The following is a 15,018-nucleotide window of genomic DNA, read 5'->3' as shown; positions in this document are numbered from 1 at the left end:
AGACCGGGGGAGGTGGTTGCCGATGTCGCGGGACGCTGCCCTTGTGGCGGGACCATCAGCCGCTGGAGTGCCTGCTGGCGAGGCACGAATCAACTTTGCCGCGCATCAGGTACGAGCCAACACGCATGGTGCCCGGCAGGACTTCGAGGAAATGATCGGCCAGCTGGTCCGAGCGGTCCGACCAGGAGTGGTGGTGCCCAGGGTGGTCGCGGCGAACCCCGGCGATTGGGGCATCGATGTCTTCGTTGGCGACCTCGGCGGCGCGGTGACGGTATGGCAGTCGAAGTACTTTTTCCCGGAAGTCACCAAAAGCCACCAAGCGAAGATCCGTGAATCCTTCGACTCGGTTGTCAAGAACGCCGCGAAGGAGGGCTTCACGCTGACACAGTGGATCCTGTGCGTCCCGTCGAGCATGGACGGTCCCACCACCAGGTGGTGGGACACGTGGAAGAAGAAGAGGGAACGCGAGTTCCAGATCGTGATCGAGCTATGGGACGAGACCGAGTTGCGTAGCTTGCTGATCTCTCCCGATGCCGATGCGGTGCGCAGGCATTACTACGAGCCAGTCCAGGCGGCACGGCCTGGAGCTGAAGTCGTGGGCCTTGCCGACGAGGACGCCGACAGGTTAGAGACGGCGCTGTTCGTCCGCCAACTGCGGGAAGCTGGCCACGTTGAGGTCACGTCGTCCAAGCAGCAGTTCTTCAACGCCGAGCTCATGGCACGGGAGGTAGTGGACAAAGGTGTCCCCGTCGAAGTCGCTGCGCTCGCATCGGCCGACGCCGTAGTGCACGGTCTGTGGGAGGACCATTTCAACGAGGCGTGCCAAGCCCACGAAGGCGCGCGTCTGCCCGGTTTGCACAAGTCGGTGATGGGGCGAACGCGACCCTGGGAGCAGGGCTCCCAGGCGGTCCTGTGCACACCTGCGGATTGATGCACCGTGTAGTCGACAACCGCAGAGCAGGGTGGGTAAGGCACTGGCGACAGGTCGCCGACGAACACGGGCGAGCCGACGAAGCGCAACCACTCGATAACACCATCAGCACGTCCGCACCATCTGCGACGGAGACGTCATGAAAACACCTCACGTTCTTGCCGAAGATGCCAGAGATCCCGCACCGGTTATCGTGCCCGAGGACGACGTCGTCTTCCGCCTTGCGCAGTTGCTTCTCCTGCTCGCCTCGTTGCAGCGTCTGCGACAGCCTGGTATCTCGCTGGAACGGTTGGGCTGCTACGACTTCTTGGTCGCCAACCCCCTTCTCGTGCTCACTGATGAGAACGACACGGACCGAAACGCCTGCTGATGGCCGGCTTCGATGGTCGCGCATTGAGCTACGCGAGTCCGGCGCACCGCTTCACTACCCGCCGAGAACGGCTCCAGCACGATCTGGCGCTGCTCATCGCCTACGGCTTGGTTGCTCCCACTGTTGACAAGAGCGTCCTATACCTGGTCACTCCGGCCGGGCTGGACCTCGCAGGGAGGTTCACTGCCGTCTATGCGCGGTCCTACCGCTTGTCGGCGAACCTCCTCATCCGCAGGCTGGCCCGCTTAAGCGACAAGCGGCTTCGCGAAGCAGTCCGTGCATGGACCACGGTAGAAGCCGACGGCCCACGACCCGAAACGCTCAACCTCCTCGACGCCGTCGACCTGTTGCAAGACCACCGAGCGATCGAGCCGTGGCTCGAGAGCACGGCAGCGTCGAACTCTGTCGACGGAGAGCCCACATGAGTACAACGGACGAGCCGGCAGAGACCGGATTTCCCAAGCCCGCACCAGCAGAAGTCGATACAGAGCCACCCTCCGGGACACGGCAGGAACAGGGCATCCGGGTGCTACGACTTCGCCTGAAGGGCATTGATCGGGACTACGAGGTTGACTTCCAGGACAAAGAAGCGGGAGGATCGAAGTCCCTTTCAGTGATCGCTGGAGCGTTCAGTACAGGCAAGTCCTCCGTACTGGAGTTCATCGCCTACTGCCTCGGCGCCGGAAGCCACCCGCAGCACCCCGAAATCCTGCGCAAAGTCAGGTCTGCACTGCTCGAAGTAGAACTCGGCGGCCAACCACACGTCATCGAGCGCGCTGTGGGCGAACCCTCGACCGCCGCCTTCGTCCGGCCAGGGCGCCTCGGCGAAATCGAAACACCGCCGATGGAAAAGCGTGTGATCAAACCCGCTGGCGATCCACAGAGTCTGTCCAGTCTGCTGCTCTCCTACTGCGGCCTGGAGGGAGTGGAGCTGCGGGAAAAACCCACGCAGGTCGAGTCCGACACCGACCCGCTCAGCATCCGAGACCTGCTGTGGCTGTGCTTCATGCCTAACGAACGCCTCGACGACAAGAACCTGTTGTTCGAAAGCGCCCAGATGAAACGGCTCAAACTACGCCAGGTTGTGGACGTGGTGTTCGGGGTTCACGATGACAAAGCGGTCGAGCTTGGTCGCCGCGTCAAGGAGCTGGAAGCGAGGCTGAGCCGCGCACGCAGTGAGTACGTCACAACCCAGGCGTTCCTCGATGAGCAGGAGCTCGGCACCCGCATCCAAGTCGAACTGACCCGCGACGAAGCCGAGAGGGCGTTCGCAGCAACGATCCGTGCGCTGAACGATCTGGATAGTCAGATTCGTGCCGCGTCCAATTTCGCCACGAAGTTGCGCACGAGGCACCGCGACGCCGCGCGCCGCGCACAGCAAGCCGCGGCCCTGCTCCGCGACCGGGAGACACAGCTGCGCAGGTTCATCCCCCTACGCGCTCAGTACGCGGACGACATCACCAAACTCACGATGCTCGCCGAAGCACGGATGCTATTCGACCCGCTTCAGGTGAAGGTGTGCCCGGCGTGCCTGACCACTCTGCGGGAAGCGCCCCACATCGCCGACGGACACTGCACGCTGTGCACCTCCGAGGTCACGATGCAGCAAACTGAGCAAGTCGAACCGGGCAACGCACAAAACGGGAACACCCCGGCAAGCCCCACTGGCTCTGACCGTGCCATGACGGAGGCCAAGTTCGATGTCTCGTCGGAGCTGAGGGCAACGAAGAGCCGTCTGGCGGAGATCACTCAATACGTCGAGGAACTCGACGCGGAGCTAGGCAGGCTGCGGACCGCCGCCAAGGTAGCCGATACCGCCGAGGCCGAACTCGCGCGGGCAGTCGATGCGGCCACTAACGAGGCCGTCAGCCCCTTCCTCAGCCAACGCGATGATCTGATGCGTCAGCAACAGGCCGCAGCAGCCAACCTGGAACGGGCACGAACCGCAATTAAGATGCTCGACAGCCTCGACCGCCGCGCCGCGGCAGTCACACGACTCGAAACCGCCCTCAACGCCCTCCGCAGGGAGCTGGAACAAGCCACAGTGCAACCCAACCGCAACGACGTCATCCACCGCATCAGCGAACGGTACGCGGAGATTCTCACTTCCTGGCGGTACCCCAAGCTCGAACAGGCTTTCGTCGACAACAACCTCGTCCCGCACATGCGGGGCTCGAGCTACATCCACACCTCATCAGGTGCGCGCACCTTGATCTCTCTGGCTTGGATTTTGGCCGTCTTCGAGATCGCCTGGGAGACCGGCAGCGCCCACCCCGGTTTCCTCATGATCGACAGCCCCCAGAAGAACCTCGGCCAAGGCGGCGACCGTGACGCCGAGTTCGCCGACAGCGTCGCTGTTGCCGACTTTTACAAGCACCTACACGACTGGCTGACAGGGCCGGGCGAAGGCGCTCAGATCCTCGTGGTCGACAACGCCCCACCGGCCTCAGCCGACGATGACGTCGTCGTCCGCTTTTCGCGACGAGCAAACCAGCCACCATACGGGCTGATCGAAGACGAGGTGGCCTGAGTCCCACGGACGGTGTCACTTCGAAGATGTCGGTGGTGGGCCGTGGATGGGTCGACTCGTCCACGGACCACCCGTCAATCAGATGGAGACAGCGCCAACCGACACTCAACTACCAGGATGCCGACGAAAAACTCCTGGTCATCCCTGTTCCCATGTTCGGTTCGCCCTCCGAAGGCATGTCGAACATAAGAGCGCTAGCGACCCTGTGGGCATGGCGTCGCAATCCCCTCAGACGGCATACGTACCCACTATGACCAGGCGTTTCCTAGTTGCCTATGTTCTGCGTGCCCTGCCAAGGGCACCGACCTACGACGCCGTTTTGTGAGCTCAGCAGGGTTTCCGACCCCAAACTTGGCTCGTAGACCAGGTCGAGCAGCAACTCGGCTCCACCACCCTGCATATGAATCCAATGTCGGCGGGCGAATGTCCAATCAGAGGCCGACAGCGCGGAGTTCCAGGTGCCATGCATGACGTCCTCAACTTCGCCAGGGAGCCGATAGTGCCCGGTCAACCACTTGTTGCTGGAACCGTAGCCTTACCCGCCGATCACTCTGGCATTGTGTCAACCGCCCCGCCGCTGCCTGTACCTGCTATAGCAGCGATGGACCGGGCCGACCGGCCGCGTCTCCATCTGGCGGTATCCACCCTGGACCAGTGGGGACGCGTCGCTGACCGCTCGACGCTCCGGTCCCTTTCCTGGACGCCCGGACACCCTGTCGCCTTCGAAACCTGCCGGAGCGGTCTGGTCATCGTCAGGGGCTCAGCGTCCGGCAGCAGCTACCAGGTCGACAGCCGTGGATACCTACGCCTTCCGGCAGAGTTTCGTCATGGTGCTCGGATCGAACTCGATGATCGGCTCCTCCTCGCCGCATCCGAACAACCACGGCTTCTCCTCGTCTACCCGCCAGACTTGGCCTGTCGAGCATTGTGGGATGCCGCCACCGATACTCCGGGGAGGCTGTGGTGACCATCGAAGACGTCGACGCCGCACGGCTCCTGCTTCAGCGCCTCGGTCTCCGGCCGGAAGACCTTCTCTCCATGCCGCCCGGTCACGGCCGGCCGGCGCCGACCTTTACCGAATACATTCGGCAACTACAGACCGCGGTGCCACCAGGTACCCTGCGCGCCTACGGGCCCTACTGGCGTCGAATCGTGCGCGTATGGGGCGACCGTCGCATCAATACTCCGGCCCCGCTGGAAGTTCGCGAGCTCATCGAACAGACCCAGCGCCAGGCCGTCGTCCGCCGGAACAGCCGAGGAGGACGATCCGCGGCCGAACACATGGTCGGAGCCCTCCGAGCCCTCTACCGCCAGGCACGCGCCGACGGGTTCATCACCACCGACACCGATCCGGTCGCCCCGATCGTCAAACCGCGACGCCTTCCCAGCAACCGCCGCGCCCTCCCCGACCACCTCCTAGACGACATCAACCGCATCGCCGCCACCACCGGCAACGACCCGGACCTCGATACGCTGATCCTGCGGCTCCACATCGAAACCGCCTGCCGCCGCGCCGGCGCCCTGGCACTGCGGCCGATGGATCTGGACCGAGAACAATGCCTGGTCCACCTCCACGAGAAAGGAGGCCAGGACCGGTGGCAACCCGTCTCCCCCACCCTGATGAACGCTCTGCTCCGACACTGCGAACGCGGCGCCGATCGCCTCGGCGAATCCGATCAGCTCCTCCGGTACAAGAACGGCCGACCGATCACCGGACGCAGATACGACTACCTCTGGAATCGGATCGGCAAGTACCTCCCCTGGGCCGCCACCCAGCAGGTCACCGCCCACTGGCTACGTCACACACCACGCTCACCTGGGTCGAACGCCACCGCGGCTACGCCACAGCCCGCGCCTTCGCCGGCCACGCCGACATGAGCGGCAATGTCGGCACCACCATGACCTACGTCCGGGCATCCCTCCACGAAGTCGCCGAAGCCCTGTCCGCCATGACCGGCGAACCCCACCCCCTCGCCACCCAGCTGCACCACCAAGACCCGAAAACAACGTGAACCATCATCGCTACCCTCAGCCTTCCAACCATCAAGAGTGACATGTCATTGACATGTCACTGATACCCTTGGTGGCGTGTCGAGAACCCAACCGGAATTGGCCCGCCTCGCCGGCGTATCTCTGTCCACAGTTGCCCGCTGGATCCGAGATCCGAACTCCGTTCGCGAGGAGAACCGGATCAAACTCGAACGCGCAGCTTCGACGAAACCGAGCGGCGCCGATCCGCAAGCGGAAAGGTACGACCGCGCCTGGAGCGGCTCGAAGCTTCTCACCCCGAGGCAAGCCTTCCTCATCGTCGGCACCATCGACATGTGGCAGGACTACCTGCGCGCAATGTCCGACAGCACCGAAATCGATGAGATATCCCCCTTCGACTCGATCGACCCCCGCGCCCTCTTCCCGGTAGCAGGAAACAAGTTGTGGCCGCAGCATGCGGGCACAGCAATGCGGAGCCACATCAAGATGCTGACCCACGGACTGCATCCGGTCGAGGAATCACACTCGTTCTTCGACGAACTACTCTTCGCCTGCTCCGTCGCCGATGCTCCCGCCACAGAGGAGTACTACCTCGAGGCGGAAATCGCCATGCCGGGTGAAATACCCCTGGGAAGCGACCAAGACTTCACCGATGACGAGGAAGCAGAGTTCCCGTGGGATGATTGGGAATCACTGATGGAACGCATCCTCCTCGGGGCTTCTCCTGTGTGTGATGCGTTGTCCGCCCTACTGCCGTTCGACGACGTCGACCCCCACGTCGGGAAACCCGACATCAGCGATGTGGAGATACCCCACCCATTCACCTGGTTCCACAACACGATCGACGGCTGGAGCACCCGGCACAGCGCCGAAGACGAATCCTGAACCGCGACGTTCGGCCGCAAACCTCCCAGAGCCGCTTGATCCCCTCGCCCGTCCTCCTCTACCGTTCGATACGATCGAACACACGGAACCAGCAAATTTGCTGGTTGGAGGGGTTCAAGTCCCCCCTCGCGCACAGCTTCACATCATGGGTGTCGCATTTCCGTGCGGCGTGTTCGAGCGCACTCGAAAACACGGAGCTCGACCCGCGATTACCTATCATGACCTGCGGGAATATCTGGCTATCCACCGAACCCGCGTCATCGGTGACGTCGGGGAGTTCACCGGCCGGAGTAGTCGGCGGTGTGTGCCGCGACGCGGCGGGACGAATCCTCGACAAGACCGTCCTGACCGCCCCGGGGCGGTGAGCAGGCACCCGCCCCGGGGCGGCTCACCGATCTCGTTCCCCTCGAACCGCAGCAGTAGTCGTCGGTTTCGGCGCGGCAGCCGCGCGACCGGCCCCGGGCGAGGCCACCGAGCACTGCCTGCGAACAGGCCGGTGGCTTCACGCCTTTCCCGGAACTCGGCGATGATGGATGCCATGGACGCGGAGTTGCAACGGCTGGCGGATTCCTACTGGGACACCATGTTGGAGGCAGAGCCGAGTTCGGCGACGCTGCTGGGTGATCACCGCTTCGATGACCGGATCGAAGACGTCTCCGCCGAGGCCGATCGTCAGCTGTTGGACAGATGGCATGACCTGGCACGTCGAGTCGAGGCGGTGGACCCGACACGGCTGAACCCCACCGATCGCATAACCCATGCCCTGCTGCGCGGTGAGCTGGACAACGCCGTTCTCGGGCTGGGATGGCGGCCGCGGGAGATGGCGTGGGATCAGATGGACGGTGTGCATTCGCGGCTGCTGACGATGGCGCCACAATTCACCGCCCCCGAGCCGAAGAACGCCCGCGCCCTGGTCGTGCGCTTCCGCCGGGTGGGGGACATGCTCGCGCAGGCACAGCAACGATTTCGCCAGGGACTGCACGCAGGACGGCTACCTGCCCGGGTCACCGTCGAACGCTCGATGAACCAGCTCGACAACTACCTTGCCTCCGAGGTGGCCGGCGATGCCTTCGCCACACTGGCGGGCCCGCCGGGCTGGGACGGAGAGAACGCGTGGCGCACGGAGTTGGTCGAGGTCGTTCGGGAGGTGATCCGCCCGGCGTTCCAACGGTATCGCCAGGTGTTGGCCGAAGAACTGCTGCCGGTGAGCAGGCCGGACGAACGCAGCGGACTGTGTTGGCTGGGCGAGGACGGCGCCGACATCTACCAGCGGCTGCTGCGCTGTCACACCACGGTCGCCGATCTGGACGCCGACCGGGTCCACGACCTGGGACTGACCGAACTGGCACGCCTGCGCGAGGAATACGCGCAGGTGGGGGCGCACCTGTTCGGCACCACCGATCTCGAGGCGATCTTCACCCGGCTGCGCCACGACCCCCGGCTGCGCTACCGGCACGGCGACCAGATCCTCACCGACGCCGAACGCTGCCTGACCGCGGCGACGGCGGCGATGAGCGACTGGTTCGGGCGCCTGCCCGCACAGCCCTGCGACATCGTCGCGGTCCCGGACTTTCTGGCCGCGGACTCCCCCGCCGCCTACTACTACCCACCCGCCGTGGACGGCTCCCGACCCGGCACCTATTTCGTCAACCGGCACAACGCGACAGGACGCGGCCGATACGAAACCGCCGCCGTCGCCTTCCACGAAGCCATCCCCGGCCACCACCTGCAGTTGGCGCTGGCCACCGAGCTCGACCACCTGCCCCGATTCCAGCGCGAGTCGCTCACCAACACCGCCTTCGTCGAAGGCTGGGCCCTCTACGCCGAACGACTCGCCGAGGAGATGGGCCTCTACACCGATGACCTGGATCGTCTCGGCATGCTCGCCGGTGACTCGCTGCGCTCGGCCCGCCTGGTGGTCGACACCGGCCTACACGCCAAAGGGTGGAGCCGCCAACAGGCCATCGACTTCATGACCGCCCACACCCCCGCCGGCCCGACCGAGATCGCGGTCGAAGTCGACCGCTACCTCGCCATGCCCGCCCAAGCCCTCGCCTACAAGATCGGCCAACTCGAAATACAGCAGCAACGCGCCCGGGCCGCCGAACGCCTCACGGACCGCTTCGACCTCGAGGCCTTCCACGACCGCATCCTCGGCTCCGGATCGATCTCCCTACCCGTGCTGCGCGAGTTGGCCCGGACACTGTGACAGCGCCGCCGACCTCGACGAAAGCCCTGAACGCCCGCGATCAACTCACCTGCGGTCAGGTATGACGGTGATCGTGGCAATCGGCGCCTGGGTTCCATCCTCGACGATGCCGCCTGGGCCGTACTCCACCGGCGGCAATTCGGCCGCGCGCCTGCGCCGGGGCGAGGACCGCATCAGGTGGTCATCGGCGGATAGGTCCTCTTCGACCGTGCGGGCGTCGGCTCGGGGCACGGACCGCATATCGTCCGGGCCCGAGACGGACGGTCCCGTCCCGAGGCGCCACCTTCGTAGGATCGGCACGACAGCCGCGACCCCCACGGCGAGGGCCGCGAGCACGGGCGCCCCGATGGCGAGTATCTGCCGCAGTGCCGCCGCCAGGTAGCAGGCGCCTACCTCCGCTCCCGCCCAGAGCAGGGCGGCGACCACACTGTAAGAGGCGATTCGGCGATAGGGCAGCCCGGCCGCACCGGCCAGATGGGGGGTGAGCGTACGCACGACCGGCACGAAACGCGACACCAGAACAGCCCGCCCGCCCCGACGCCGCATCAGCGCCTCGGCGGAAAACCATGCGGCCCGGGGTATCCGGCGGCCCAGCGGGCCGGTACGCAATCGGGCCCCCAGGAAACGACCGGTGCTGTGCCCGAGAAAGTCGCCCACGGCCACGGCGGTCGCCGCGACCATCACGACCGCCACCGGGTCCAATCGACCGGTCCGGACCAGCGCCCCGGCAGTGAGCAGCAAGGTGAGCGTGGGAACGAACGCCCCGATCAACAGCACCGATTCGGTGAGTACCACCGCTGCCACCACCAGGTAGGCCACGGCGGCCGGAACGCGACCGACTAGGTCGGCGAGCACGCTCACCGGCCCGCTTCCACTCGAGACGAGCCGGAAGCCGTGATGCTTCGCACCGGCCGCCGCAACCGAAAGACCTCGGCAGGTGGCAGGTTCGCCCATACCGTCGTGCTCCCGACCCCGTATCGGCGCCGATAGTCCGCCATGATCTCACTCACCGCCCGATGCCTGCGCGCCTGAGCTCGACCGGAGAACAGAGTGCGCGCGACGGCGGCACCACGGTAGGCGAAGTATGTCAAAACGCCACCGGGACGCAGCAACTCCAGGTAGCGCGACACGATGTCGTCAACCTGTTCGGGTTCGAAGTTGGCGAACGGGAGTCCGGAGATGATCACGTCGTAGCGGCGCGCGGTCCGCATCCGTCCGATCGGGGTGTTGTACACGGTGACCCGGCCGGCGTGCTCGGCGTGGCTGTGGGCCAACAGCCGCAACCGGTCGGCGAACCGCGGATTCGCCTCCACCACATCCAGACGGCAGCACGTGGTCAACAGCGGAATCACGGCGGCGGTGACCGAGCCGGTGCCCCCGCCGACCTCCGCGACGTACTCGGCGCCCTGCACGCATCCGAGACCGCGGCGAGACCGACCGAACCGGTGCTGCCGGAAGTCGGGACCTCGTCGCCCAAGCACGGGAAGCGGGGCAGCGGGTCGCACTCGACATTCACGGTCATCCGGACAACACGCCGGCCGCACATCGGCTCGCGGCCTACCGTGTGGTGCGGGAGGCGTTGACGAACGCGCGACTACGGGCACTGCCCCATCCCCCGAAGGTTATCGCGCTGACCACCTTCGACCTCGATGAGCATGTCCACGACTCGCTCAGGGCCGGCGCGGACGGTTTCCTGCTCGAGGACACCGCCCCGGACGAGATCATCCGAGCCATCCGCCTTGTGGCCGCGGGTTCGGCGATGCTGCATCCCACTGTCGCCCGACGCCTGATCGACCGCTATCACCGGGCCGATGGACCACGCGCGACGGCTGCCCGCTACCATCTCGACGCCCTCACCCCACGCGAGCGCGATGTGCTCGCGTTGGTGGCCATCGGCGCCACCAACGCCGATATCGCCGACGAACTGGGCATGCGCGAAAGCACGGTGAAAGCACATGTGAGCCGGATTCTCATCGCGCTCGGGGTAACCAACCGCGTGCAGGCGGCCCTACTCGCGCGCGACCTCGGCCTCACCGATTGAACTCGGGACACCCGGTTGCGATTCCATTGCACGACCACCGCTACCGACCGAAGCAGTGGTGGCGGAACGGTCCCGCCCGCGCGATTCCCACACGCCCGCGGGGCGCGGAGCATCGACCGGCGGGAGGGCCCACACCCACGTGCTCAGCGCGTGGAGGTCCGGGCCATCGACGAGCCGGCACAGCCTGCCGGTCGACGAGTACTCGCGGCAAAAATGGGAATCTCCCTTCCGAGGACGGCGACTTCGCCGCGTCCTCGGTCGGAGACACAGCCTCGGGTTACCGGAGGGGACATGCCCGTTCCACTTCGGCATCCGCCAGAACAACGGCCGGGACCTCACGCGGGACCTCACGCCGAAGCGAGAGGGCAACCAGACGGCGGGGCCGGCCATCGCGCCGAGTTCGGTGGAAAACACGTATCCGGCGACCGACAGGAGCAGGGCCGTGGCGCAACTCCTTCGACAAACCAAGACCTACCGGCGGCTGACGGTGTACCGGTACCTGGCGTTCAACCTGCCCAAGGTCACCACCGCGCTGGGAATCCTGCTGTTGCTGGGAATCGCCGCCGTGCACCTGTATCTGATCGGTACCACACCGCGCCTTCCCGCCTACCTCGCCGGGTACTTCGCCGTCCTCGGCGCGGGATGCCTGATCGCCGCGGTCACGATGACGGCCGGCCGGTTCGCGCGGCGCGGCCGACTGGTGGGCAGCCTGGTGTCGACCGTCTTCCTGGTGGTGTACCTCCTCGCGCGGTTCACCGGGTTGCCGATGCTGCCCGAAGTGGAGAACTGGTGGGACTTCACACCGGGTACCATCGCCATTGGGTGTGCCGCCCTGTTTCTGGCCACCCACGTCTCGGTACTGCTGGGAATCAACGTCGCTCATCCCCAGAAACGGGACTGGCATGACTGAGCTCGACTTCCCTGTATGGCTGCGCATCGAGCACTGGCTCAATGTGCTGTTCCTGACGCTGGTGATGCGCAGTGGCATCGAGATTCTGGCCTCCCATCCGAAGCTGTATTGGCGGGAAGGCAGCAAGCCGGGCACCGAGTGGGCCAGATTCACCCGCAAGACGATGCCCACGGACAAGCTGTACGACACCCTCGACGAGGAGGAGAGCTATTCCTCGCTCGTCGCGTTGCCCGGCCACAAAAAGCTCGGTATGGGCAGACACTGGCATTTCGCGAGCGTGATCGGCTGGATTCTGCTCGGTGCGGTGTACTACATCCTGTTGTTCGCCACCGGGCAGTGGCGTCGCTACATTCCCACGTCGTGGTCGGTGTTCCCGGAGGCGTGGGACGATATCGTCACGTATCTGAGCTTCAACCTGCCACCGACGCTGTCGGGTGAGCCGCTCGACGCGATTCAGAAGCTCACGTATGCCGGGGTGGTCTTCATCCTCGCGCCGTTCCAGATTCTGACCGGCGCGGCACAGTCACCCGCCGTCGAAGCGCGGTTCCCGTGGTATGTCCGGATGTGGGGTGGGCGGCAGTCCGCGCGAAGCCTGCACTTCCTCGGCCTGGTCGCCTTCGCGTTGTTCATCGTCGTCCATCTCGCGATGGTGTTCTTCTGGAGCTGGGGACAGCTCAATGCGCTGATGATCTTCGGACATGTGCGCAATATCAACTGGGCGACCGTGCTGTCGTTCGTCATCATCGCGGCGATCGTCTCGATCCATATCGCGGCCACTGTCTGGAGCCTGCGCAACCCCCGATCGGTACAGCGCGTACTCGGCGCCCTCGTCACCGGCTTCCGGCTGCGAATCCTGCGGCCGTTGAAATCCCGGCAGGACTACCCGACCGAGAAATTGTCCCCCGAGCACCGGGTCAACGGAAAGCCCCCCGACAGCACGGCGTACAAGGTCATGGCGGTCCACAACTTCGCCGATTGGCGGCTCGACGTCGGCGGGTTGGTCGAGAATCCGCTCATTCTGGACCTGAAGCAGTTGCGAGAACTCCGCGACCCTCAACGGCAGCGTGTGCTGCACAACTGCATTCAGGGGTGGTCGAGTATCGGCGAGTGGGGTGGGCTGCCGCTGCGTGATCTGGTGTCGATGGTGCGCCCGCTGCCGGATGCCCGTTATATCTGCTTCGTCACCATGCAGGACACCGGACGTGACGAGCCGAGCGCAGATGGCAGCGGCCACTTCTACGAGGTGGTGGATCTCGCTCTCGCCGACTATCCCCAGACGCTGCTGGCGTACGAGATGAACGGCAAGCCCTTACCGATCGAGCACGGCGCGCCGCTGCGGTTGCGGGTGGAAACCCAGGTGGGGTTCAAAATGGCCAAATGGATCGACCGCATCGAGTTCATTTCCGACTATTCGGGCATTGGCTGCGGAATGGGCGGCTGGCGTGAAGACAACGTCTTCTTCGACAAGGATGTCGAGATCTGATGGGCGCCGACGGCCTGCCACGGCGTCCGGAGAACATCATGCTGACTCCGGAAGAGCAGTCGGACGTGCTCGAGCAGGTGGAGCGCCGGCAGGCCACCTGCCACAGTTGCGGTAACGGAGAGTTCGTCGTCGGCGACGCACTGTATCTCGGGTTCCTGTTCCGCAGTGCGGACCAGGACGCATATATGGTGGCGCTGACGTGCACCAACCCCGACTGCGCGGTGCCGCACACCGGGATATACCTTCGTTCTTCCCAATTTCTGTCCCCCGCTTCGCACAAGCCCGGGTCGTTACCGCCGCAGACTTGACGGCGGCATCACACTCCAGGAGGTGTTCATGGCACATCCTGTCGGGCTCGTGGTGGCCGGCGCAGGCGCCCGCGGCGCATACGAAGCCGGTGCGCTGTCGGAGTTGCTGCCGAGGATGGCAACGGTGGGCCCACCGCCGACGGTGCTGGTCGGGACCAGCGCCGGCGCTCTCAATGTGGTGGCGTTGGCCGGACTCGCGCACCTGTCTCCGGGCGAAGCCGCCAACCGGCTCGTCGACGCGTGGGCGTCGGTGGAGTTGAACGACGTCTTCAGCCTGACCAGCGGTATCGAGACCGGGCTGCGGTACGTCGGTCAACTCGCCGGGTTGCCGGTCCGATTACCGAGTTTGCTGGACACCGAGCGGTTGCGGAAGCGGTTGAACGATTGGCTGCCGTGGGAGTCGCTGCATCGGAATATCGCGGACGGACGTGTGGATGCCGTCGCGGTCACCACGACATCCGTCACAACCGGCGGAACGGTGGTCTTCGTGGAGAAGAATCCGTCGGTCCCGCTGCCCGGCAACGACGTGGGTCGCAACATCACATACGTCGAGACGCGGCTCGATGTCGAGCATGTGGTGGCGTCCGCGGCGGTGCCGATGGTTTTCCGTCCGGTGCGGATCAACGCGCCCCGACGCTGGCGCGGCTGGTACGTCGATGGCGGTCTGCGGCTGAACGCACCGCTCGAACCCGCCCTCGCCTTCGGCTGTGTCCGTCTCGGTGTGGTCGCCACCCAGCCGATGACCTCGACGACGTCGCCGCCGCCGCGTGCCTACCGCCGAACGGCGGGCGAGCCGCCCACCGATGGACCGCAACCGGACGTCTACGCGGTGGCGGCGCTGACGTTACGGGTGCTGCTCGCCGACCGCATGATCGAGGACTTGCACCAACTGTCGGAACGAAACTTCCCCGGATTGCCGGGGCGCTGTGTCGATGTGCTCTTCGCAGGGCCGCCGGCGGACCGGCGGGGCGATATCTCGGCCCTCGCCGATGACGTATTCCATGACCGCTATACGGGCCTCGGTGGTGCCCGCAATCCGTCGATGTGGCTGTTGGCCAGGCTGTTCGGCGGCGACCCCGACGACCACGGCAACCTGCTCAGCTACTTGTTCTTCGACCCTGCGTTCACCCGCCGAGTGGCCGAACTCGGATGTATGCACGCACGCGTGCAGCTATCGCACGATGGGATGTGAAACGCGCCTGGCCGCCCCCGACCGGCGAGGGGAACTTCGGCGGAGAAGGCGCGGCCGGCCCCCGTCGCCACGACCACGCGCGTCCACCGATCGGCCGCGGCATCGGTCCGGGCCTCGGCCGGCCCGGTGCGCGTCTGTTCGTCAGCGGCATCGCGCTTGTCGGGCCGATC

15 protein-coding genes are annotated in these 15,018 nt (G+C 65.4%); 13 read left to right on the top strand and 2 right to left on the bottom strand.

Translation table 11 applies throughout. The features are described from left to right. The 8 genes from ON20_RS32860 to ON20_RS06005 all read left to right on the top strand — a co-directional run. Positions 1-931: hypothetical protein (locus ON20_RS32860; RefSeq protein WP_218002451.1), on the top strand; the 931-nt coding region annotated here is incomplete at its 5' end. Between the two features lie 139 nt (positions 932-1,070). Then, positions 1,071-1,301, top strand: coding sequence for a hypothetical protein (locus ON20_RS36130; RefSeq protein WP_157228716.1), 231 nt, complete (start codon positions 1,071-1,073; stop codon positions 1,299-1,301). 23 nt (positions 1,302-1,324) lie between these two features. Further along, positions 1,325-1,726, top strand: a complete 402-nt coding sequence (locus ON20_RS06025; protein ID WP_157228715.1) for an ABC-three component system middle component 2 — start codon at positions 1,325-1,327, stop codon at positions 1,724-1,726. Beyond that, positions 1,723-3,831 (top strand): hypothetical protein, encoded by a 2,109-nt coding sequence (locus tag ON20_RS06020; RefSeq protein ID WP_218002450.1) that lies wholly within the window; start codon positions 1,723-1,725, stop codon positions 3,829-3,831. Before ON20_RS06025 ends, ON20_RS06020 begins: the two co-directional genes overlap by 4 nt. Positions 3,832-4,794: 963 nt before the next feature. After that, a complete protein-coding gene (locus tag ON20_RS06015) occupies positions 4,795-5,709 on the top strand; it encodes a tyrosine-type recombinase/integrase (protein ID WP_218002449.1) in 915 nt (304 codons plus the stop codon). Next, complete coding sequence (locus ON20_RS37825; protein ID WP_218002448.1) at positions 5,706-5,843, top strand: hypothetical protein; 138 nt, start codon at positions 5,706-5,708, stop codon at positions 5,841-5,843. Before ON20_RS06015 ends, ON20_RS37825 begins: the two co-directional genes overlap by 4 nt. 76 nt (positions 5,844-5,919) lie before the next feature. Continuing rightward, positions 5,920-6,705: a LacI family DNA-binding transcriptional regulator gene (locus ON20_RS06010; protein ID WP_040833943.1), complete on the top strand. Its 786-nt coding sequence runs from the start codon at positions 5,920-5,922 to the stop codon at positions 6,703-6,705. A gap of 526 nt (positions 6,706-7,231) precedes the next feature. Continuing rightward, positions 7,232-8,914 carry a DUF885 domain-containing protein gene (locus ON20_RS06005; protein WP_040833942.1) on the top strand — a complete coding sequence of 561 codons (1,683 nt, stop codon included), beginning with the start codon at positions 7,232-7,234 and terminating at the stop codon, positions 8,912-8,914. A gap of 45 nt (positions 8,915-8,959) precedes the next feature. Here the strand turns inward: ON20_RS06005 and ON20_RS06000 are convergent, their stop codons facing one another. Both ON20_RS06000 and ON20_RS05995 read right to left on the bottom strand, forming a co-directional pair. Next, positions 8,960-9,775, bottom strand: a complete 816-nt coding sequence (locus ON20_RS06000) for a DedA family protein (RefSeq protein WP_083864691.1) — start codon at positions 9,773-9,775, stop codon at positions 8,960-8,962. Beyond that, positions 9,772-10,326 carry a methyltransferase gene (locus ON20_RS05995; RefSeq protein WP_051161746.1) on the bottom strand — a complete coding sequence of 185 codons (555 nt, stop codon included), beginning with the start codon at positions 10,324-10,326 and terminating at the stop codon, positions 9,772-9,774. Before ON20_RS05995 ends, ON20_RS06000 begins: the two co-directional genes overlap by 4 nt. A 167-nt stretch (positions 10,327-10,493) precedes the next feature. Here ON20_RS05995 and ON20_RS05990 point away from each other — a divergent pair, with 167 nt between their 5' ends. From ON20_RS05990 to ON20_RS05970, 5 genes are all read left to right on the top strand, one after another. Continuing rightward, positions 10,494-10,955 carry a LuxR C-terminal-related transcriptional regulator gene (locus tag ON20_RS05990; RefSeq protein ID WP_245547074.1) on the top strand — a complete coding sequence of 154 codons (462 nt, stop codon included), beginning with the start codon at positions 10,494-10,496 and terminating at the stop codon, positions 10,953-10,955. A gap of 442 nt (positions 10,956-11,397) precedes the next feature. Further along, positions 11,398-11,865, top strand: a complete 468-nt coding sequence (locus ON20_RS05985) for a hypothetical protein (RefSeq protein WP_040833941.1) — start codon at positions 11,398-11,400, stop codon at positions 11,863-11,865. Continuing rightward, positions 11,858-13,348 carry a molybdopterin-dependent oxidoreductase gene (locus tag ON20_RS05980; protein ID WP_040833940.1) on the top strand — a complete coding sequence of 497 codons (1,491 nt, stop codon included), beginning with the start codon at positions 11,858-11,860 and terminating at the stop codon, positions 13,346-13,348. The genes ON20_RS05985 and ON20_RS05980 overlap by 8 nt, the downstream gene beginning before the upstream one ends. After that, on the top strand, positions 13,348-13,656 hold the full coding sequence (locus ON20_RS05975; protein WP_040833939.1) for a hypothetical protein: 309 nt from the start codon (positions 13,348-13,350) through the stop codon (positions 13,654-13,656). The genes ON20_RS05980 and ON20_RS05975 overlap by 1 nt, the downstream gene beginning before the upstream one ends. A 28-nt stretch (positions 13,657-13,684) precedes the next feature. Next, positions 13,685-14,848: a patatin-like phospholipase family protein gene (locus tag ON20_RS05970; protein ID WP_040833954.1), complete on the top strand. Its 1,164-nt coding sequence runs from the start codon at positions 13,685-13,687 to the stop codon at positions 14,846-14,848. The last annotated feature ends 170 nt before the right edge of the window (positions 14,849-15,018 follow it).

Source organism: Nocardia brevicatena NBRC 12119, from assembly GCF_000308495.1.
Lineage (GTDB): Bacteria > Actinomycetota > Actinomycetes > Mycobacteriales > Mycobacteriaceae > Nocardia > Nocardia brevicatena.
This window is presented reverse-complemented; position numbering and strand designations above follow the sequence as displayed.